Consider the following 21226-nt stretch of genomic DNA (forward strand, 5'->3'; position numbering starts at 1 on the left):
CGCTCCCCGATAAAGTCATTCGAGGACAGGCTTCGCGGGAATGACGGGAAGGGCCTGGATTTCCGCTTTCCCCTGCCTGCAAGTGCCCGCCGGACAGGCGGGTAATGACAAAATTTACCCACTCACTTCCACGATGAGCCAGAAAAATAAGTAACCTCATCTCTATCCTCAACCCTGGAACAAGGCTTTCCGTCTAAAAAAGGATTTAGGCCTCAATAAAATTGGTAGTTTTTCGGAACCACAATAACACCCTCTTCCGATAGGGTAAAACGGGATCGGTCCTTTGCCAAATCATACCCGATGCTCTCCTTGGGAGGGATGAAAACCCCTTTATCAATAATGCAGCGCCGCAATTTGGCCCCTTCCCCAACACAGACCCCTTCAAATAGAATACCATCCTCTACAACAGCACCGGCTTCGACCCGGACATTGGGAGAGAAAATACAGCGATTTATTTTAGCACCAATGATGACATCTCCCCCCGCTAAAAGGGAATTGGAAACCAAACCTTCCTCCCCCGATGAGGAAGGCACCAAACGGGCAGATGGGTATTGCCCATGGTAGGTGCGAATGGGCCAATCTTTTTGATAAAGGTTTAAGGGTGGGAGGGGTTTTAAAAGATCCATATTGGCCTGAAAATAGGCATCCAAGGTTCCCACGTCTCTCCAATATCCATCGATTGTGACCCTTCCTTCTTTTCCTCCAAAACGATAAGCGCCCATTGAATAATTCCCTACCATTTTGGGTAAAATATTTTTTCCAAAATCATGTTGTGAATCTTTTTCTTGGTAATCCTGGGCAAGAATATTAAGCAAAAAAGAAAGGTTAAACACATAGATTCCCATTGAAGCCAGGGCTTCCTTCGGGTTTCCCGGGATATGGGGAGGGTTTTGAGACTTTTCAATAAACCCCTGAATGAGATGGTCTTCATCAATTTCCAACACACCAAACCCAAGCGCCTCACCAATGGGAACAGGAAAACACCCTACGGTAACGTCCCATTTTCGGTGAGCATGTTCTTCCACCATCCGGGCATAGTCCATTCGGTAAATATGATCCCCGGCCAATACCAAAACATATTTGGCTTTGCTTCTTTCCAAAATATAACTGTTTTGTTGAATTGCATCGGCTGTTCCCGCATACCACCCTTCCCCCATTCGCATTTGCGCGGGTACCGCAGTGATGTACTCCCCAATTTCAGGGTTAAATATCGACCATCCGTCTCGCAAATGTTTTTGAAGGGAATGGGACTTATACTGTGTCAAAACCAGAATCTGCCGAAGGCCGGAATGAATACAATTGGAAAGAGTAAAATCAATTATCCTGTAAATCCCCCCAAAGGGAACAGCGGGTTTTGCCCGATTAACGGTCAAAGGAGAAAGTCTTGATCCCACCCCTCCTGCCAATATAATGGAAATCGTTTTGTCCACTAAATTCACCGGAAACCTCCTTGAGGCAAAAACATAAAAAATTTTTTTGTTTTCATTCTATTTTAAAAATCTTGTATTACAATCGCCCTTATCCCATCAGCCCTCTTTTTTAAACCGGGGTGTATTTTGGACTTTTAAGCGTGAGGACCGGACAGGGGGAATGGCGTAAAACAGCCTCGGCGACACTCCCACTTACGAACTTGGAAAAACCCTTTCTACCATGGGTCCCCATCACAATGAGGTCCGGGGGGAATTGATTGCTCTCCTCTAATATCTGATCTACGGGAAACCCTCCTTCTAATCGGTAATCTATTTGAAGGCCCTGAGATTGAAAAACACGGACATATTCCTTTAACCGTTTTTCCAAATCCAAATGGATCTCTTCATCTTTGGAATGATGACTCAACGTAAAACCGATTCCATACCCTCTGGGCTCCGTTACATGCAAAAGCACCACCTGAGCCCCAAAAAGCTTGGCAATTTCAATTCCATATTCCATTGCTTCCAACGAGCAATCGGAGAAATCCACAGGGATAAGGAACCGCTTTAAGGAGGGCACCCCATCGGTTCCCTCTGCTTTTTGTTCCCGGTGAAGCGTCTTTCCCTCCCCCGGATCTTTCAACCGGACGGTAACCACCGGACAAGGCGCTCCCCTCACCACGCGTTCTGCTGTACTCCCTAATAAAACCCGGTCAATGCCGCTCCATCCATGGGTTCCCAGGACAATAAGATCCGAATTTTCCTTTTGGGCAAACCTACAAATTTCATCCACCGGCAACCCGACCCTTTGGTGGGAAAACACCTCCTTGATTTCATTCTGCAAAAGGATTTTTAACGATTCCAGTTGCTGCCCAAATTCTTTGTGATAATGATCCAGGTAAATTTTCGCAACCGGGGATTCCTCCTTCATTCCTGGATTAAATTCCAACACATGGATCACATCGATCGATGACCCAAACCTTTTCCCAAGAAAACTCGCCCACTGACGGGCTTGCTCTGAACAGGCTGAAAAATCAGTTGCAAATAAAACCCGCTTTATCACTAAAGACATACGCCCCCTTCCTGAAACCCACATTTAAAACTATTTCACCCTTCCTTCTCTTTCCACCTTTTTCTTTTTTTCCAATGCCTCGGCCTGAACCCGAATTTTACAGGGTTCACAAATAAATTCATTGGAGGCTTTTCCACACAAATGGCAAAATGTTTTTTGGGTTTTCCCATTCAATATTTCGGTTGCGAACCGCAAATCTTTTTCGAATTTTTCTGTTTTTTCCTTTGCGGCCATTAAATTTTTTGAAACGTTAACGGTTAGAACCGGACAGGGAGCTTTCTGGATCACCCTTTCGGCGGTACTTCCCAACAAAACATGGGCGAGGCCCGTTCGGCCATGAGTTCCCATGACGATAAGATCTGCTTGGCGGCTTTTTGCAAACTTAATAATTTCAGCGGAGGGTACCCCTGAAAAAACAAACCCTTCCACAGAGATTCCTTCGGCTCGGATGGGGGCTAATTTTTTATTTAACGACTCACCTAGCCTATCTCTCAAATCAGGGGACCCTGTTGGCTGTACGAAGGAAAAATCCAATTCATAGACAATCGGTTCCATGACATGAAAAATGTTCAGTTCCCCTTTAAAAGCCTTCGCAAGCGAAACCGCATATTCCACCGCAACCTGTGAACATTCTGAAAAATCCGTTGGAACCAAAATTTTCTTAAATGATGTATTGAACATCTCGCACCACCTTTCTTCTCCCCATGGGGTTATGAAGAACTCAACTCCTTAATCAGATTTTCAATTAAGCAGCCTTTCGTTTTTTAATGGCCTTTAAGGCTTCAATCAACCCCGAGGCCTGTTTTTTATTCATTCTCTCCAATTTTCTTAAACCATACATCCTTTGGGTTAATCTCTGGGTCCGGAATCGGTTCCAATCCATCTCTTTTGCTAACCCATGAATAAAATCGATCTGAGAAAAGGAAATATGATTTCCTCTCTCCGAACCTTCTTCACCTGTTTGGATTTTACCGGATTTTTTTTGTTGAAGCTGTAATAAAATCTGCTGGGCTTCAGTATGTGTTAAGGTCCGAAGAGATTTCTTCCGGGTTTGATTTTCAACAAATTCATGAAGAGATTCCCCATTCAGACCCATTCGGTGTGATTGTGCCCAAATAGCCTTTAACTGGTTTTTCCCGATCTCCTTCACTTTCTCACCTTCCCTCTGGATCCCAAATTCCTATCCCTTCTATTCATACGAGAAACGCAAAAACCGTGCTCACCTCGAAAAACTCAGGCAAGGAAATATTTAATATTTTTCAATAAGTTATATGTGTATGTTTAAAGGGAGGGCTTCAAATTAGAGGCATTATGCCCCAAAAAAATTTTTTTTAGTGTGACGAAATGCCTAACCTTTTAAGGGTATTACAAAAAAAGGAATTGGGAAATGGGCTCCCTGAATTCCAATAATTAAATGGCAAAAAAATAAGAAAGGGGCTTCTAAATAAACAAAGAACCTTTATTAGGGAAATTTTCCTGAAAAAACTCCATTTTATATTCGCATAACTACTCATCTTTCATATCGGAACGCGATAACCCTTTAAAAATACCTTGTTTAAAAATTGGAGAAGCTGTACCAAAAGTTTTTTTCCGAAGATCTTCCATCAACTGAAGGGTAATCACCGTGTTCTCCGAATTTATTGCCTGTCTTTCTACCCGCCCCTTGATCATTTTTTGAAGAAAAAAAGGAAGCCGGGCCAAACGTTCTTCAGCCTCTTTGGACCAAATTAATTTAATTTCCTCTTCAACCATCGGCTTTATTTTGGGTCCACCTTTGGGTGTGTAAAGACACCACAAATCTTCATCTAAATAATCTCCATGTGAGGCAAAGGGTCTTGCCCGACATCCCCCGCACAAAACTTCAAATTCACAATCCCCACATTTTCCCTTCAACCGGGGGGAACGGAGTTCATTCAAAATAGGTGATTCGTTCCACAATCGGTCAAAACCAGTTTGGCGAAGGTTTCCCACCGAGACAGGAATAAAAGGACATGGTGTCAGATCCCCTTCAGGCGTAATTCGGGCATAGTGAGTCCCTGCGAGGCATCCACCCCCCTCATATCCTTGGGCCTTGGTAAAAGGGTTGGAGGGATCCCTTTCGAAAGCAATTCTCTTAAAGTGGGGGGCACACCGGGATCGAATCAGCATCCCCGGGAATTTTTCTTGAACATCGATTAAAGCGTTCAATTGCTCTTCATATTGGCGGGGAGTAATATCGGACATGGCTTCCCCCCGCCCCGTACAGACCAAAAAGAAAAGATTAAATACCCGGGCCCCTTTTGAATAGGCAAATTCAATGAGGCGAGGGATCTCCCCAAAATTCATTTGGCTGGCAGTGGTATGAATTTGAAAGGCCATCTCATTTCGGCGGCAACAATCGATTCCTCTCAAGGCCCCATCCAATGCACCGGGAAGGCACCGGAATGAATCATGGTGTTTAGGATCTAGAGAATCCACGCTGATTGAAAAGCCCATGACCCCTGCTTTTTTTAGTTCAGCAATTCGTGCATCGTTGAGTAATGTCCCGTTGGTTCCCACCACAACCATCATTCCTTTTCCGGAAGCATAGCGTGCGATATCGGGGAGATCTTTCCGGAGCAAGGGTTCCCCCCCCGTCAAAACCAAAATGGTGGCGGGATTGACTCGACAAAGGCCATCCACCACCCTGAAACACTCAGGGGTGGTCAGCTCTGTTGGCCCACCCGTAACTCTCTCCCCCGCCGAAAGGTAGCAATGGGAACAGAAAAGGTTACACCTTTGGGTAAGGTTCCATGCAATGAGAAAAGGCTGATATTCAGACATTACAGGTTACTTTCCTTTAACCGCCTTCATTTCAGAAAAACCGCGAAGGGGAACCCCGGCAGGGGCTCTTTGGATTTCCCTGTTTTTTTCCCGTTCAAGCGCTTTCTCCTCCCGGACAGACCAAAACCGTTCAAGAAATTGCCCAATAAAAACCCCGGTCATAAAAACGGCCCCTGAAAAAGCAAGAACATATATGGCATAAAAAACATGTTTCATGAAAAGTTTCCTCCTCCTTTTAAGGTGTCTTGAATCGGTTTAAAAACCCCGGAATGGAGTTTCTTGTTGATATTGTAATTTAAGAGGGGTAACCACCTGTTCGGGTTGCAGAACAGTGTCAAAACGATAACCTTCTTGAAAATCGTGCAATGGAATTTCAACCTCCACGGAATCAAATTCAAACGAAATGGGGACCGTTCCCTTTGGGGGAATCACGACTTCCTGGCCTGAGGAAATACCCTTGGAATGGGATGGGAACCTTTTTTAAGGTCACTATTACGGGAAGGGTTCCTCCATGAGACCCTACCGGAAATATTTCCTATTCCCAACTCTTTCCGAAGCCAAGAAAAAATTAACAGGAGAAAACAAAAGAAAAAATTTTTTCACAATAATGGGGGTGATCCCTTACTGGCCCCATGGACCCTCTAAGACCTTATTATTGAATTCTAAATTTTTTCTGAATTTCATAATTTGAACGCTCAAAATCACTTGAATCAAATTCAAACTCAAGTTCTACCTCCCCGTTGGGTGGAATCGTTACTGTCTTCTCCATAAAGTCAAAAATGGGATGCCAGGCTGTCACCTTATATGTTCCAGGGGGGATATCACGAATTATAAATTCTCCGTCCTCTTTTGTGAGAGCATAATAGGGATTTTCAGCAGCAAAACCCCATGTTTGCATAAATTCATGCATCCCACAAATTATCTGATAAATTCTTCTTCCTTTTTCAAATTCGATGGGATGGGTCTTAGTTGAATTTGGGGGAATGGGTACATTAAGGATCACATTTCCCTTCCCCGCTTGATAAACTTGGCTATTATGGAGGACAGGATCTTCATTTTTCATAATAAATTCCCCATGGTTTTGAACCACGGTAACAGATGGGAGAAACTCACAGTCTATGGAAAGAATTTCCGGTTTGAGTGTTTTAAACGGTTTTCCCTTTTCAACCCCTTCAATAGCAACCACCACATCTTTTAATCCTTCATTAGGACCCATAATGACATCTCTAAGAAAGATATTCCCCTTGCCATCCGAAATACGCTGGTTTTTCTGACACAAGGGACCAAAGGGATAAAGAACCGCTGGAAATGTCCGGGGTTCTGGAACGCCCCCTTCTAATTCAACAACGCCTTTTAAGGTCCCCCCATCTTTTACAGGGACCGCTTCGTATCCAAACGCCAGAGGGGCCCAGGATATAAGCAAACTAACCAATGCCCACCAAATAAAAAACACGAAAAATCCTTTTTTCAATTCTCCCTCCAAAACCCTTTTGTTACTTCGACACCCATCCATTTTGTCATTCCGAGCCAACATAAGGACTCTTAAATTTCTCACTCTACTTTGTTACCTTCGAAATGACAGAGGGGGGGTGGTCATTCCGAAATGGCGCAAAGGGGATTTTCCATCCCAATCCAGCCAAGAAAAACTGGGGTAGGGGAAACTTTCCCTACCCCGGCTTCCCTTATCTTAAGGCTCCAACCACTGCCCCACTTTTCTAACTCTTGGAGCATGGAAAGGTCTAATGCTTTATCCTTTTCCGAAGCCTCTGCGGTTCGACCTCCAACCCCACCCGTTAAGGGGAGAATCCGCTGATCTCCCGTGGGGAGAACACGCAAGTACCCCCATTGACCCGCTTGCGTGTATTGGAGACGATGAATCTGCCAGAGGTAGGTACCGGCGCAGATGAAATGGACTACCAGCAGTTGTAACAATATCCACGTTTTCTAATGCCCCAAACTCATTGGAGCTTATCATTTCTGCGCCTTTCATGTTTAGCTTCATGCCCATCCAGGCTCAAAACGTTGTTCTGCTCATTGAAAGGCCCAAGGACCTTGAAGTCCCCATGAGACACCATGATTAAACGTCCTATAGAAATAAGAGAAGAAATAAAAAACAGGACAATTGACGCTCTCTTTCTTTCTAGGGCCCCTGGAGTTCCACTGACGGGGGAACTAGATTACGTAACGCTAACCAGGTCTCTAACCTGTATCCCGTTTGGAGGTCATGTTCGGGAATTTTTACTTCTGAAGAATCAAACGTAAAATTTAGGTTTACAGAACGATTTGGGGAAACATTCACACGTTGGGCTTGAACGGTCATATGAGGGTGCCATGCAATCACATCGTAGGTCCCAGGGGGAAGATTGGTTATAGAAAACTCACCTCTGGGCCCGGTTACAGCAAAATAAGGATTTCCGACCGCAATTCCCCAAGATTGCATAAAATCGTGGACGCCACATTGTGTGCGAAAAATGAAATGGTCCTTCCTGAATTTAACCTTTTTGGAGGTAATTGTTTTTGCAGGCATCGGTTTATTAAACATTTGGAAGGTATATCCCTCCTTGGGATTTTTGACCGAATAAGCCTGAATATCATGTGTGATGGGATCTTTACTCCTGAGTGTTATCGTGTGGCTATTTCGAAGCGGGGTAACAAAAGGAGAAATTCGGCAATCTTCAATCTCAAGGATAGGTGTAACGTTAAAAGGTTTTCCTCTTTGGACCCCTATAACCGAAACCACCACATTCTGAAAACCTCCCTTTTCTGAAACATTAAACTCCCGAAGTAAGCGGTTCCCCTTCCCGTCGGAAATCCTTTGACAGAAATCAATGTTGGGAGAAAAAACAAGATGGTAAATCCTGGCAGGAGGAACCGCCCCTTCTAATGATACCTTCCCCTCAACGGTCCCACCGGAGGTCACCGGAGCTTCCTCATAATACCCAAAAACAATCCCCTGAAGAACAACATTAATCATCCCCAAAAGGATCAAAACAAAAAGACCGACCCTAACGGATTTGATCTCCCTCATCAATGCTCATCCTTAACACAGAAGGGACCCTCACAGCCATGCAGTTCGGGCATGGCATCAGGCGCAATGCGAAATTTCTCTTGGGTTTCATAATGTGGTCGTTCCACCGCATCGCCGTCAAACCCAAAATTCAGCGAAACCTTACCGTTGGGTGGAACGGTCACCTCCTTGACCACGGGTTTAATATGGGGATGCCAGGCGGTTACCTTATATGTTCCAGGAGGCAATTCATCAATAGTAAACCCCCCTCCCTTCTTTGTCTTTGCATAATAGGGGTTATCGACCATCCATCCCCAGGTCTGCATAAACTCATGCATCCCGCAGATCATCTGGGCAATCCTTTTTCCCTTGTCAAAATGAACTGTCCCCCCGTAGGTCTTATCAGAGATAGGAAGGGGAAAGTTGAGTACGATGTTTCCCCTTTCCTTTTGAAAAACCTGGCCATTATGAATAATCGGATCTTTATTGATTGCGGTGACTACCTGGTCATTTTTTATCACACCCACCAAAGGGTGAACATGGGTCAATTTTTCACCATGAAACTCATACTGCTCATCTTCGGGTACATCCGCAGGGTGAAACATACAATCCACCGCGATAAAATCATTTTTTATGTCAGGAAAGGGTTTCCCTCTTTTTACCTCTTGAACGGAAACCACAGCATCCTGGAGCCCTCCACCTGTAGAAACATTAAATTCTTTAAGAAGGATATGCCCTTGACCATTGGAAATCTTTTTGCAGAAAGTTCCAAACGGATAAAGGATAATGGGAAAAACCCGGGGTTCCGGAATTGAACCCGATAAAACCACCTTCCCAGTGATTGATCCCCCATTCTTCACCTCAACCTCTTCGTACCCTTTTTCCTCAACTTTTCCGTTCCCTTTTACCTCAACCTCTTCGTACCCCTTCACCTCAACCTCTTTATACCCAAGGGAACAAGATGATCCCCCAAAAATGGTGACCCCTAAAAAGAAAAGGGCCGTACTGATCAAATTCAAATTCTTCACAATTTCATCTCCCTCTACCACAAATCGGGGAAGGGGAGGAAATACCCCCCGCCCCGATTTTGTTCTTCCCGCATTCTATATTTCTAACGCATGGACAGTTGATCGGGATCCTTCTCCTCTACCTCTGAGGTTTTATCCTTTGGCGCTTCCTCAGGAGAAATATCAGTCGTTTGGCTTCCGGTTCCGCCACTGTTTAATGGAAGAATCCGAGAATCACCACTGGGTAACACCCTCAGGTATCCCCACTGTCCCGCTTGAGAAAATGGCATCCTGTGGTTTTGCCAAACATAGGCACCGGGCAAATGGTAGGGTCCTCCCGCTGTGATCCGAACCTCTAAATTCTCCGCGGAACCAAATTCCGCAGACCCCATCAGATCAGCCCCTTTCATATTCGGCTTGAGGGGCCATTGATGGCCTTCAATGGCAAACATCTGATTCTGTTCGTTGAAGGCACCGAAGACATTGATCCTTACAGGATCCCCGGAATGGGCCACGATCGTGGGCGTGGCAGGATCTCCCTCGCCAGCCACACAGGGGGTATACATATTACCCTCTTCACAACCCTCCTCAAACCGATACTCCCAGGGCTCGCTTCGGTAATTCACCCCGGTCAAGCCACCAATCTGCTGGAGGTATGGCATAAAGGCCGTTCCGATAATGTTATCCTCATCCTGGAAGAAAAGAGAAGCGTCCCTATAATCGGAACGGTGGGCATTCTCTGGAATGGTCCGATCGACGATCACATCCACCGTCCATGCATTCTCCAGAGATACATTCTTTCCAGTCTTTGGGTCCCGGTATTGAGATCCCTTCGGCCCCACAATAATGGCTCCAAAAAGCCCGTCTCGAACGCTGTTGACGAAATTACCCCAATCCCATACCAAAGCCGCAACCTCTCCTAAATCAGGGTGGGCATAGAAGGTATAGGTTCGGCTTTTTCCAGGGGCAACGGTTTGATCCCCTTTATTCAAGCCAACATTGACTCCTTGAGAGTCATTAGGATCAAAGGCCAATTGATCAGCGCTAAATGATGCACGGTGTTCTTTCATTTCGTTTTTCAGTTTAACCTTGATGCAATCACCCACATTTACATGTAGGGTCAACGGCATAGGCTGCCCACCCGTTGCCACACGAGATTTGTCACCCTCCAACATGAAGATCTTGCCGGTAGGGTTGGCCACCAGGAGTTTTCGATCAAAGTCTACAGTGATCGCATCCGGGGAATTGGGGTTGAATTTCAAGGCCTGGTCAGCGGCGATGACGTTGAAATTCTTTACCGGTGCATCTGAGGGGCAAACCGATTGTGCAGATTTAGGTATCACTTCATTTCCGGGGAGTTTCCTCAGGTCTTTTTGCTCTTTATCAAAAACCCTGAATATACCCCAGCTCCCTTCCCCAAGGTGGGAAGGACGCCCATCAAAATGAAGGTAATCCCCTGCCATTTGCTGCGGTCCCCCGGCCTTTGATACAAGGTCATACCGCTCCGCAATTCCGATATGCCAATTGTTCCTCAAATCGGAATGCTCAGCATAGCGCTCTGTCCTAAAGGAATGCCCGGCAATATGCCAGGTGTGAGATTCATTCATCATCACATGGAGCATTCGAAAGACAACGGTATCCCCCAGATATGCGCGCAGGAATGGGGTTCCTGGATCCTTTTTATGGGCCCTTGTGGAGAAAACCAAGGATGGATCCGGGTTGTTCAGCAACCGTTTGGCGATCGATTCGGCACGGAAGAAGAGCCCTCCACCCGTGGTATGGGTTCCTCCATTAAGCATGGGAACAGGGGTCAAATCTAGATCATAGGGCATCTGGAAGAAGAGAACCTGCCCCGCATCGATAGCGGCTTCTTTGGTCTGTCCAGGGGGATTCCCCTCTGTTACGACCTGGGCAGTATAGGGAATGGTGTCATGAAGAAATACAGTCATCTCCCGGAAACTCCCACTGACGTCATAGCCAATGGGCTCAGTGGAGTGAATATCTGCGATGGGGCCACTGCGGATCTCATCTCCGGAAACCGAATCATGATAGGTTGATCCCACAGGTTCGATGATAATGGCGCCCACTGCCCCATGGGGCCAGGTGGTCCCTCCCAAAGCGTGGTCATGCCAAAACACCGTTCCAAGATCCACGTCAACCCAGTAGCGATAGCGGACATACTCCACCGATGCAATCTCGCCCTTTTTATGGGCATGCTTTAAGGGTTCACTAAAAATCAGTGTATCTCCTTTGATGTCCTTTATCCAGCGGACCTCAGAGGTTTTGACCTGATCCATTCCGATCATGATGTCCGTTCCCACGTGGAAGCGGGTTGCTCCCTCGGGCATCTTAATCTTAATATTGCTTTCCCCAGCCTTCACGCTTTCGGTTAAATGGGCATTCATGGGGACTGGAAGCCCTTTGTGTTTCTCCTTTTTAAATTGGGTAAAGGGCCTGACCGATTGTTCATAGGAAAACCCTGTGATCACCCCATCAGACGCCTGGTTGTCAAACTGCATGAAATGGGGATGAATGTTGATCTTCGACATCTGGAAGTTCGTCCCGTCGTTATCATGCCACTCGCTCTTTAAGATCACATCCACACAATCATAGACATTCCCCCGGTACACCAAGGGCCGGGCCAGATCCGTATTGGCCCGAACAGCCTCTTCCTGCTCGTGGAGGACATAAATGGTCCCCGCAGGGTCCACCACTTTTTTCTGATTCCCAAGGGCATCGTTCATGGTAATCGGAGTTTCAATAAAGTGAAGCGTATACTGCTTCCTTCCGGCATTTTCCGGACAAAGACTCCACTTTCCTTGCTCCCCCGGTTTTGCAGGAAGCGTTGTTTCGCCTCCAGAGGCTCCCACGCTTCCTGGGTCATCGTAGATTGGAACATTACTCTTGTCCATATGAATAGGCTCCAACCATGGAGCTGGGCCATGATGGCGAGCAAAGGGTATACGCTTGCCGAATTGTGGCTTGAAGTGTGGCCAGGCCAGTTTTCCAGTCTTTGGTTCAAAGAGGATAGGCGCCCTCTTCCCCGGTATTGGGGATTTATATTTTGGGGTTGGGAATGTTCCAGTGGCTTCTTTCTCACCCATGGCTTTATTCCCCTCCCAAACCCAATCCCACACAGTAGAATCGTAGGCCATGATTTGTCCCTTTTCATCAGAGGTATGCCCTGGTTCACCGGCGGGAGGAAGCATCATCTTCACCCAGTCCTTAATGGAGACATCAGGAATGGCCTGTGAAAAATCAGTATTCTTTTTTGTAATATTCCATTTCTTGTCAAACCAATCCATGGTTTTACCAACCAGTTTATCAGAGGTCACTGGCCTTGGGATTCTTCCTTTTCGGTCCGGAAGCTCTTGAAGAGGAGCCATCACATCGGTGCTCGTAAAAGGATAGTCTCCGCTCTGGATGGTGTTGTAGACCCTCCAGTAGGACCACATTCCCGCTACATAGTGGTGGGCCACATGGCAATGGAATAGGAAATCTCCCGCCAACTGCTGACATAGCCCGGAACCGCACTCGGTTTGAAGGTCCAAGGCCTCGGAAGGCCCGATCACTTCCACATCGACCCGATCGCTTGTGGTTCGGATCTCCGGATATTTCATCGGTCCATCTGCCCCGGCCGTCAATAGGAAATCGCCCTTTGAATCAGCCTTTGGCTGCCTCAACCAGCGGATAGACCCCCCATGGGGATGATGGGAATGGAAAACCTCTCCTCCGCCATGGATGAGACGGAACTTTGCAGGATCTCCCATATAGGATCGGGGAAGCGGTGTAGGGACATCCCCAAAAGTATAGGAGCTGTAGGCCATCGATTCATCTTCGAAGTGAAAGTATTTCTCCTGCATGGCGAGGTTATTGATTCCAAATGGCTCGCTTCGATAGTTTAGCGCACGAGCAGAAGGGCGGTAGGCATCGGTATTCGGATCCCTCTGAGGAATCATTTCATTATTGCGGTTTAAGGGCCGGAAGGCCTCATCACCAATTTCGTGATAGAAAAGAACAAACTCCCTAAAGTCCCTCTTATCGGGATGGACAATCATCGGCTGCCAACCACTCTGGGTCTCTTTTCCAGTAATGGCGTCCAGGTAAACAGAACCCATTGGTTCAACAATGAAGGCACCGATCATACCCAAGCTGGCTTGCTCTCGGCCCACATGGCTATGAAACATTTGGGAGCCTTCCTGATGGTCCGGACCAATATACCATTCAAAAGTCTGGCTTTTTCCATAAGGAACCGTAGCGTCTGGATTTGCAGCAGTGGCCGCAAGCCCGCTCGCCTGAATGATCATGCTGGATCCGTGAATGTGGATGTTGGCATCATCCTCTCCCGCAATGTCGTTACGGAGGGTAATGACCACACAATCCCCTTGATTTCCTCGGAGAACGAGAGGTTGAATAAGGTCGGTCTGAAGACCGGTAGAAACAGCACCCGGATCGAGGAAATCTTTCCGGCCTTCCGCATTGCGCTTCTCTTCAGCACGGATCTTGTCAAGATCCTTGGTCAGTGCATACATATACCCAGGATGGAAATCCCCCCAATGGTTTAGGGTAATTTCCACCTCCACAGCGGTAACATCATATTCCTTCCTGGGAACTCCCTTTGGGCAACGGCCCCCGGCAGTTACATTCTCCCCAACACCGGTGGGTCCAAGGAACCAGCTCTTATCCATTTGCTGCATTGCACTCACACCACTATACGGACCCGTTTGCCCGGTTCCTGCCCTAACCTCTTCCATAATCTTTTTCATGGCGGCATCAATTTTATCTCGATGCCCGGCTCGACCCTCCTCTGTATTTTCTCGGTCGATCTGGTCCCGCAATTTCTCTTGCCAGGTCAGTTCCGTCTTTTGATCAGATGAAACGGGTTTTACTTCATGCTGATGTCCCTCATCGGCTCTCACATTTGGAAGAAAAACCGGACTAAATAGAATACCAACAGTCATAAGGAGGCTAATGGGGAAAAACTTTACCTCCATTGGAAAAAGTCTAATCTTCATTGTTCTCCTCTCCTTTTTTATTATGCAAAAGCTAATAGGCCCCTCTAAACTAAAAAAGGCCCTCAGTTTTTAATTCTGTAGGACTATTAAAGAATGGAATTTACTTATTTCTAAAAAAAACTCTTTGGAAAAAAAATACCCTCTCTCTAATTAAAAGCTTTCCTAAGCAAAAAACGTGCGAATAGGAACATCAAAAGTAAACTAACTTTTTCTTTTTAAAAATCAAAAACCTATAAAATAAAAACACTCTTTTTCTTTATTCCATTTTTCACAACTTTTCCCAACTGGGGCATTTTGCTACTCTAAAATTGTTAAGATTGGGACAAAAAGCCTTAGACCTTTAATTCTTCCTCACCCTAAAACCATTCCTCAGGACAAAGGAAAATGATATAGGAAAAAAAGGACACCCTAACAGGATTGTACCAATCAAAAACCAAGGTTCTTTCATTACCCTCTTCTCTGGTATTTCCCAAACCAAAAAAATCATTTTTTTCCAAAAATCTAAAAACCGTTTGCCATCCCTTTTCGTGGTTTGAGTTCTCTTAAATTCCAACACTTTGTGCTAGTTTCACATAGGCTCGAAGAATATCCGTCGCCGTAATTATTCCCACCAATACTCCCCCTTTCACCACGGGCAAACCACCTATTTTTCTCTTAGCCATGAGAGCCGCTGCTTCAACCGCTTCGGCATTTGGGGAAATGGTAACAACACCTCGGCTCATAAAAGTTTTCACTTTTCTGGATTTTAGGGTAACGTAGGTTTCCCCCTTTTGGGTAAAAACTTTCCTCGTTTTCAAAGACCCCATCATTTTTTTTAAATCTCGGTCCGATACGATTCCCACTACCTTCTTTTTCTCTACCACAGGCAGGTGGCGAATCCGCTCGAAGTTAAAAAGTAAAAAAACCTTATCCACCTTATCTTCAGGAGACACTGTTTTCACTTTGGTTTGCATTAACTCTTTTACTTTCATCCGTCCATCTCACAGGTTCTAGAACTAAAAGCCCCCCCCAAGGCTACTCTCACACCCGGCATTATTCAGGGGCTTCTTTGAGCAACACCAATTTTGCCTTTAATTTTTCCGCAACATTTTTCAATTCCGTTTCAAACTTTTGCTTCTCATCAGACTTTAGCCCTTGGATAGAATGGTCATACTGACCCAACCAATCCGCGGTGAGAGCCTTGGCCCCTTCAATATCCTCCACCGTTGCTCCATCTCCAGACGCTTTTTCCAATTCATCAAAAACATCTTGTGCGGAATGGGTCATTTGCCCAATTTTACTTTCTAAAGAAATATCCACCGATTTTCTCCTTCTCCAAAATTTCGAGCATTCACCTTTTTTTTTCTTTCAAAAAAAAAACCCTTTCCTTAAAATTAAGAACAACGCCTTATTACATCATCAAAACCCATTACAAGGCTAAATCACTAATCCAAGAGGAAAGAAAGGTTCGCATTGATCCGATATTTAACGATTTTCTCTCCCTCGACTTTGCCCTCAAAGTTTTTAATATAAATGGATTTGATTCCCCGCACTGATTTGGAGGCCCGGGAAACGGCCTGTTGTGCCGCATCTTCCCAACTGCGATCCGATTCAGCCAATACCTCAATCACTTTCACTAGATCGGTTTTCATTTTTATCCCCTTTTTGAAAAAATCACCCACTCCTCTTTAGGTTTTAGAACCTTGGTTTACCCCCACAAGGTCCCCTTGTTCATCATGAGTTTTGGACATTCGCCTGTTCCTCAGAATAACAGGGTCGATGATCTCACCGCAATCTATACACCGAAATCCCTCATAGGACCATGGCATACTTTCCACCTCGATATTCACAAAAGCCTCAAAATTCATTAACCCCTTACATTTTGGGCATTTCATGGCCACCACCTCCATTCGCAACTTCTTTTCACTTCCTTTAAATCTGCCCCTCTCTATTAACCAAAATAAGCAAGATTTATGCAGAAACGTATTGGAATCTTTTATTATTGAAGTTCTTAATAAAATCAAAATCTTGACCCATCACGGCAGAAATGGGGAAAATAAAATTTAAAAAAAGTGAGGAATTTTGCGACTCTTCTTATAGAAAAATGTAGCGTATTGACTTCATTCTTAAATGGCAAAAAAACATCTGAAAAAAAAATCCTGAATCCCTTGAGTTTAAAGAACTATTTTTGATCCCATTAAAGTAATTTTCAAAAGACCAAGAACGGAATTTGCAGATCAAATTAGTTAGGAAGGGTAAAATTAAATAATGGAATAGATTATTAGGGAGATGGATCATGGGACTTCAAGGAGTGGAAACGTTGGTTAAAATAAAAGCAGATCGGGTGGCATTGGAGGGTGCATTGGAACTGCCCTCGGGAACGGAAGGTATTGTTTTATTTGCTCATGGGAGCGGGAGCAGCCGGCATAGCCCACGAAATAACTTTGTCGCAAAGAGTCTGAGAGAGGCAGGGCTGGGGACTTTACTGATGGATTTGCTTTCAGAAGAGGAAGATCAAACCTATGAAAAACGGTTTGACATTAATCTCCTCACCCGCCGCCTCGATTCGGCAACCCAATGGTTGAAACAGGACCTCCAAACAAACGCCCTTGCGGTGGGATATTTTGGTTCCAGCACAGGAGCAGCAGCTTCCCTAAAAGCCGCTGCCCAATTGGGTTCAATGATTAAAGCCGTGGTTTCAAGAGGGGGAAGACCGGATCTGGCAGAAGAATCCTTGGATCGTGTTCAAACACCAACCCTCCTCATTGTGGGAGGCAATGACTTTCCCGTCATTGAACTCAATCGTCAAGCGTATAACCAGCTTAAAGGGGAGAAATCTATTATCATTATCCCAGGGGCTACACACCTTTTCGAGGAACCCGGGGCGCTAGAGGAAGTGGCCCGAGAGGCGGCTAATTGGTTTAAACGATTTCTTAAGGCAAATAATAATTAAATTCAGAAATCGAACTAAACCAAAATGACCGGAGGGGGGGAGGAATGGTTTATTTCCTGCAACAAATGAAAAAAAGAGTTTTTAGCAATAGGGTAGACTTCTACTGTAAATCGTTACCGATTGAAGGGAGAGATATGGTTTTTTCTGAGGCGTTGGTGCGGAGAGGGAAAGAGAAATTGTGTAAGCCATTTATATTTTTACAAACGGTGGATAAGGGAGTTTGAGAGAGAACTTCGAGAGGGGGTGACAGAGCCAATATATAAAAATATAAATGTTTGACACTAACGAGTTAGCTAAGGGGCCGCCGTTTTTTGGCGGTCCCTCTTGTGCGTATTGTTATGTTTCATGGCCCATCATCATCTTCCAGCGTTTTTTCGGATTCCAGAATTTTACAGCACTGGCTTCGAACATATCGGGATGATATGGAAAATAGTTCTTCGCGTGCCCTCTTAACCATTCCACCATTTCATCGTGCTCGTCATCCTGAGGATCGGCTAGGATCTCCAACAATTGGTAATACCCAGAGATTCCGCCGCAATCCTCTGGAGGGCACGCACGTTTACCATCTATGCACCGAGGATATTTGGTGCCGCGTTCTTTCGGTTCGATAGCCATAAGCCTGACTTCATGTGACCAGCCGTCACCGAAGTCATAATCATATCTAGCAAGGTCGCCTGCACTTGCAAAGTATTCCGTAATTGGCACTGTCCACCCGGCTATATACTCATCATCCATCGAGCTTTCAGGAATACCAATGCGTCCGGTATTCGAGGCCCGTAGTGACTCTGGCACAAATTCATGCAGGTGGTAATCTAACCAACCCATGGCATCTTGAATTGCAACGTGCAGATCCCAGAACGTGTAAGTCTCCGACACCTCAATCAGCCGCCATATTTCCGGCTCGATGCCCAAAAGCGACACCTTAAATCGGTAGATTCGCGCTTTCGGTTTGTTCACAAAGTTTCTCCTGAAACATAACGTTTGTGTAACAGGCGCGACGTAAGGAGCGTCCTTGTTGACACACTTGTTAGAACAAGCTCATTACACCTGTTACGATTCCAATGACCAGGCCTACAAAGCCTAAGATAGAAAAAAACCAGTGCTCTTTAATGAACTCACCTATTACCTTTGGCTGAAAACCATGGATTTCAGACCATTTTGCATTTGTTTTAAGGCTGTTATCCATGATTCGGCCGAGTATGTTTGCAAGAATATCTACTTTCTTTAATGTTGATTGATGCAGCTTTACATACTCTTTGTTATCAAATGCTTCTGATTCCTCTTTTCCCGTCAAAAAATTCAGATCAGTGATCTTGTTCTTTTTAATTAAATTTTCTAAACGGGGATGACCTATGTAACCTGTGCCGTACAAAGATACCAACGCTCTTCTTAAGTCAAACTTTCTAGATTCCTCTAATTCTTCCGGCACACCACCCAATACCCTAAAACGATGCTCGATTGCGGCAAAGCCATAATTTATATCTCTCATGTTCCAATGTACCCAGTCATGGGTTTTATGTGCTTTCATGAAATCAAAGTACTCTTGTAGCATTTCTTTTTCTAGGTCATCGTAATTGTTTTGAATATCCCCAAATTTAACCTTTTGAAGTTCAGCGATTTTATGGATCGAAAAAGAAGCTGTTTGGCCGGATGAATAATTACGAACAGCAACAGAAGTTATTCTTGGTGTTTTCCCTTCAGGTCGGTCATAAAAGCTTTCACAAGAATAATGAACACATAACACATGATCTTCTCTACTAGATAGCTCATCTAGGTGATTCAGTGTTTTCTTTCTGCGTTTAAGCCTTTGTAATTCGTGACCCATTTTTTCTCTTTTATTGTTCTAACATTAAAAATCAGCGGCGGCGTTCCACGCCGTCGGCTGGATTGAGTTGTTATCTGGGTGTTTATTATGAAAACCATTATACGAGTTTTGAAAAAACCACTTTCAGTTTTTTATCGAGAGTCCAAATTCTAACTTGATTCAATAAAGCAGAAGTAAACAAATGCATATCAATGTAGCCAAGCCCCTTCCCCATAAGACGATAATTCTCTATAAACTGCATTACTTCTTCGTGCTCTGCCTGGTGTGCCATGGGAAGTGCATTGAGTAGCGAAAGGATTTCGGCTCTATTTCTCAGATTTCCACAGGCCAACTCTCCAATAATAAAAGGGTGGCAAAAAACCTCTCCATCATTCAATAGACTTTCAAGTTGAGGGTTTCCCTCCCGCAGGTGTGATACCCATACTGAAGTGTCAACGAGAACCATTGATTAACCTGCTGGTCTCCTGCGGGGTATCATCTTCAGTCCCTTCTCCGTGCCTCCCAGCTTGGCAAGTCTTTTTCCGCTTTCCCTCGCTATAAGTGCCTGAAGCCCAAGCTTGACGATGGAAGTTTTTTCCTTAATGCCTGTCAACTTTGATGCCCTCTCAAGCAATTCGTCTTCTATGTTTAGTGTTGTCCTCATAGTGCCCCCTATCGAGAATATGCATTTTTATATGCTTTAGTATGTACTAATAATATGCACTTGTCAAGTGGTATTGGGAGATTTGTGTTTGAAGATTTGGACAGATAATGCGGGGCTGAGCCGCCGCGAAGCGAAGGGAGAACGCCCGGCATCAGGGGCGCCGGCACTACGCCAGCAAAGCAGAACCACGATGATCGGCGTCCCCTGCATGTCGAGATTAGGCGCCTTCGTCATATCGGAAGCCCCTGGCTTTGATTGCGGGGTCGAACGTTTCGAGCCATTCTATGAACAGGCCGTACACCGTTACGGCGGCTCTCGCCGCCGGTTCGGCTTGCCTATTGGTAAAAGAAAACCCCTTTCGCCAGAGCTGGTGAACAATCCGATTTCGACGACGGTTGAAATCAGTCAGTTCTTTCACGAAGGTCGGTTCAGGATACTCCTCCTCCGCCAGAAACCGTTTGTACCGTTCGATCAAGGCGTGGAATGTTGTGTCCTGCTCCTCGACCCTCAAGAAAATGCACAGGAGCGACTCGATGAGTGCATGAACGAGTAGGTACGCCTGGATGAAATCGCCCGCGACAAGGGCACGGGCAGCTGCCTGCTCGTTGTCTCGCACGATGAAGGAATGGTCCGGTTGGGTTTCTGGCATCTTGTCCGTTCGACAGTCGGGCGTCTAACGATAAAGGTGAGCCGCCGCTGAAACGACGCTCACCAAATTATGCCGACTTTTTAGCGGTCGGGCTCCAGTGCATTGTTGGGCAGCCATAGAATTACGCCTCATCCGAAAGGGCTGCTCGGCCCTTATGATCTGTCGCGAAGACTTTGGTTGATCTTCTCTAAAATGGAGTCCACTACCTCCATGTCCTGCATGTACTCGCTCTGCCCTCGTCTTTCTACTGCGTCGTGGTCGTGTAGGAAGAATCGAGGATTCAATTTGACAGCGAAGAAAGGAAAGGGGTCAAATCTCGTCTTGGCTCAACTTTCGAGAACCTTTTTAATTGCCCCGTATTTTTGGAGGACCTTTCCTCCTTGAAAGGGGTCAAATCTCGTCTTGGCTCAACTTTCGAGAACCTTTTTAATTGCCCCGTATTTTTGGAGGACCTTTCCTCCTTTCTCTAACTCCTTCCTCATCCTTCTAATTGTACTGCTTACCCCTGAATATCCTCCCAGTTTAAATTCCTTTGCGATTTCCTCTTGCTTCATCCCCCCGATCCACCGGCACACATACATCCCCATCGCCCTCGGTTCGTTTCTCTCCCCTCTCCTGCTTTCTTTGATTTCTTCCTCTTTTATCCCATATACTTTCCTTACCGCTTCTAAGCACTTTTCCATTGTTTCTCGAATGGATCGTTTTGCTTCGGGTATTTCTTGAACCTTCTTTCCCGCTCTTTTTATTTGCTTCCGTATCTTCTCTACAAAACTCTCTCCCCCTAATACGGGCACCCATTTCCGACTGGAATAAAACCTCCTTAATCTGTCTTCTACCTCAGTCCCCATATACTCCTGAAATGCCT

General features: G+C 45.5%; 23 protein-coding genes. 1 reads left to right on the top strand and 22 read right to left on the bottom strand.

The window, feature by feature from the left end:
- Positions 1–212: 212 nt before the first annotated feature.
- From glgC to VGB26_04055, 16 genes are all read right to left on the bottom strand, one after another.
- Positions 213–1430 (bottom strand): glucose-1-phosphate adenylyltransferase, encoded by a 1218-nt coding sequence (glgC, locus tag VGB26_03980; GenBank protein ID HEX9756942.1) that lies wholly within the window; start codon positions 1428–1430, stop codon positions 213–215.
- Positions 1431–1539: 109 nt separating this feature from the next.
- Positions 1540–2481 (bottom strand): universal stress protein, encoded by a 942-nt coding sequence (locus VGB26_03985; GenBank protein ID HEX9756943.1) that lies wholly within the window; start codon positions 2479–2481, stop codon positions 1540–1542.
- A gap of 30 nt (positions 2482–2511) precedes the next feature.
- Entirely contained in the window at positions 2512–3162 is a 651-nt protein-coding gene (locus tag VGB26_03990) for a universal stress protein (GenBank protein ID HEX9756944.1), read from the bottom strand.
- 64 nt (positions 3163–3226) lie between these two features.
- Positions 3227–3631, bottom strand: coding sequence for a phage protein GemA/Gp16 family protein (locus VGB26_03995; protein ID HEX9756945.1), 405 nt, complete (start codon positions 3629–3631; stop codon positions 3227–3229).
- Positions 3632–3987: 356 nt separating this feature from the next.
- The gene (locus VGB26_04000; GenBank protein ID HEX9756946.1) at positions 3988–5283 is read right to left on the bottom strand and encodes a radical SAM protein; all 1296 of its coding nucleotides are present in this window, start codon (positions 5281–5283) and stop codon (positions 3988–3990) included.
- 6 nt (positions 5284–5289) lie between these two features.
- Complete coding sequence (locus VGB26_04005) at positions 5290–5499, bottom strand: hypothetical protein (protein ID HEX9756947.1); 210 nt, start codon at positions 5497–5499, stop codon at positions 5290–5292.
- Between the two features lie 39 nt (positions 5500–5538).
- On the bottom strand, positions 5539–5715 hold the full coding sequence (locus VGB26_04010; protein HEX9756948.1) for a hypothetical protein: 177 nt from the start codon (positions 5713–5715) through the stop codon (positions 5539–5541).
- Positions 5716–5935: 220 nt separating this feature from the next.
- Positions 5936–6754: a carboxypeptidase-like regulatory domain-containing protein gene (locus VGB26_04015; protein ID HEX9756949.1), complete on the bottom strand. Its 819-nt coding sequence runs from the start codon at positions 6752–6754 to the stop codon at positions 5936–5938.
- Between the two features lie 122 nt (positions 6755–6876).
- Positions 6877–7215 carry a hypothetical protein gene (locus tag VGB26_04020; GenBank protein HEX9756950.1) on the bottom strand — a complete coding sequence of 113 codons (339 nt, stop codon included), beginning with the start codon at positions 7213–7215 and terminating at the stop codon, positions 6877–6879.
- A 208-nt stretch (positions 7216–7423) separates the two neighbouring features.
- A complete protein-coding gene (locus VGB26_04025) occupies positions 7424–8311 on the bottom strand; it encodes a carboxypeptidase-like regulatory domain-containing protein (protein HEX9756951.1) in 888 nt (295 codons plus the stop codon).
- Positions 8311–9318 carry a carboxypeptidase-like regulatory domain-containing protein gene (locus VGB26_04030; GenBank protein ID HEX9756952.1) on the bottom strand — a complete coding sequence of 336 codons (1008 nt, stop codon included), beginning with the start codon at positions 9316–9318 and terminating at the stop codon, positions 8311–8313. Before VGB26_04030 ends, VGB26_04025 begins: the two co-directional genes overlap by 1 nt.
- 83 nt (positions 9319–9401) lie before the next feature.
- The gene (locus tag VGB26_04035; protein HEX9756953.1) at positions 9402–14312 is read right to left on the bottom strand and encodes a multicopper oxidase domain-containing protein; all 4911 of its coding nucleotides are present in this window, start codon (positions 14310–14312) and stop codon (positions 9402–9404) included.
- A 542-nt stretch (positions 14313–14854) separates the two neighbouring features.
- The gene (locus tag VGB26_04040) at positions 14855–15283 is read right to left on the bottom strand and encodes a CBS domain-containing protein (GenBank protein HEX9756954.1); all 429 of its coding nucleotides are present in this window, start codon (positions 15281–15283) and stop codon (positions 14855–14857) included.
- Between the two features lie 61 nt (positions 15284–15344).
- Entirely contained in the window at positions 15345–15611 is a 267-nt protein-coding gene (locus VGB26_04045; protein HEX9756955.1) for a hypothetical protein, read from the bottom strand.
- Between the two features lie 125 nt (positions 15612–15736).
- Positions 15737–15943, bottom strand: coding sequence for a dodecin family protein (locus tag VGB26_04050; GenBank protein ID HEX9756956.1), 207 nt, complete (start codon positions 15941–15943; stop codon positions 15737–15739).
- Between the two features lie 36 nt (positions 15944–15979).
- Positions 15980–16186 (bottom strand): hypothetical protein, encoded by a 207-nt coding sequence (locus tag VGB26_04055; protein ID HEX9756957.1) that lies wholly within the window; start codon positions 16184–16186, stop codon positions 15980–15982.
- A gap of 401 nt (positions 16187–16587) precedes the next feature.
- On the opposite strand from VGB26_04055, the gene VGB26_04060 reads away from it, so the two are divergent.
- A complete protein-coding gene (locus VGB26_04060) occupies positions 16588–17244 on the top strand; it encodes a dienelactone hydrolase family protein (GenBank protein ID HEX9756958.1) in 657 nt (218 codons plus the stop codon).
- 336 nt (positions 17245–17580) lie between these two features.
- Here the strand turns inward: VGB26_04060 and VGB26_04065 are convergent, their stop codons facing one another.
- The 6 genes from VGB26_04065 to VGB26_04090 all read right to left on the bottom strand — a co-directional run.
- Complete coding sequence (locus VGB26_04065; protein ID HEX9756959.1) at positions 17581–18201, bottom strand: plasmid pRiA4b ORF-3 family protein; 621 nt, start codon at positions 18199–18201, stop codon at positions 17581–17583.
- Positions 18202–18271: 70 nt separating this feature from the next.
- On the bottom strand, positions 18272–19069 hold the full coding sequence (locus VGB26_04070) for a hypothetical protein (protein HEX9756960.1): 798 nt from the start codon (positions 19067–19069) through the stop codon (positions 18272–18274).
- A 97-nt stretch (positions 19070–19166) separates the two neighbouring features.
- The gene (locus tag VGB26_04075; GenBank protein HEX9756961.1) at positions 19167–19514 is read right to left on the bottom strand and encodes a type II toxin-antitoxin system VapC family toxin; all 348 of its coding nucleotides are present in this window, start codon (positions 19512–19514) and stop codon (positions 19167–19169) included.
- A gap of 3 nt (positions 19515–19517) precedes the next feature.
- Positions 19518–19712 carry a type II toxin-antitoxin system VapB family antitoxin gene (locus VGB26_04080; protein ID HEX9756962.1) on the bottom strand — a complete coding sequence of 65 codons (195 nt, stop codon included), beginning with the start codon at positions 19710–19712 and terminating at the stop codon, positions 19518–19520.
- A 217-nt stretch (positions 19713–19929) separates the two neighbouring features.
- A complete protein-coding gene (locus VGB26_04085) occupies positions 19930–20361 on the bottom strand; it encodes a hypothetical protein (protein ID HEX9756963.1) in 432 nt (143 codons plus the stop codon).
- 407 nt (positions 20362–20768) lie between these two features.
- Positions 20769–21226: helix-turn-helix domain-containing protein (locus tag VGB26_04090; GenBank protein ID HEX9756964.1), on the bottom strand; the 458-nt coding region annotated here is incomplete at its 5' end.

Source organism: Nitrospiria bacterium (assembly GCA_036397255.1).
GTDB lineage: Bacteria > Nitrospirota > Nitrospiria > DASWJH01 > DASWJH01 > DASWJH01.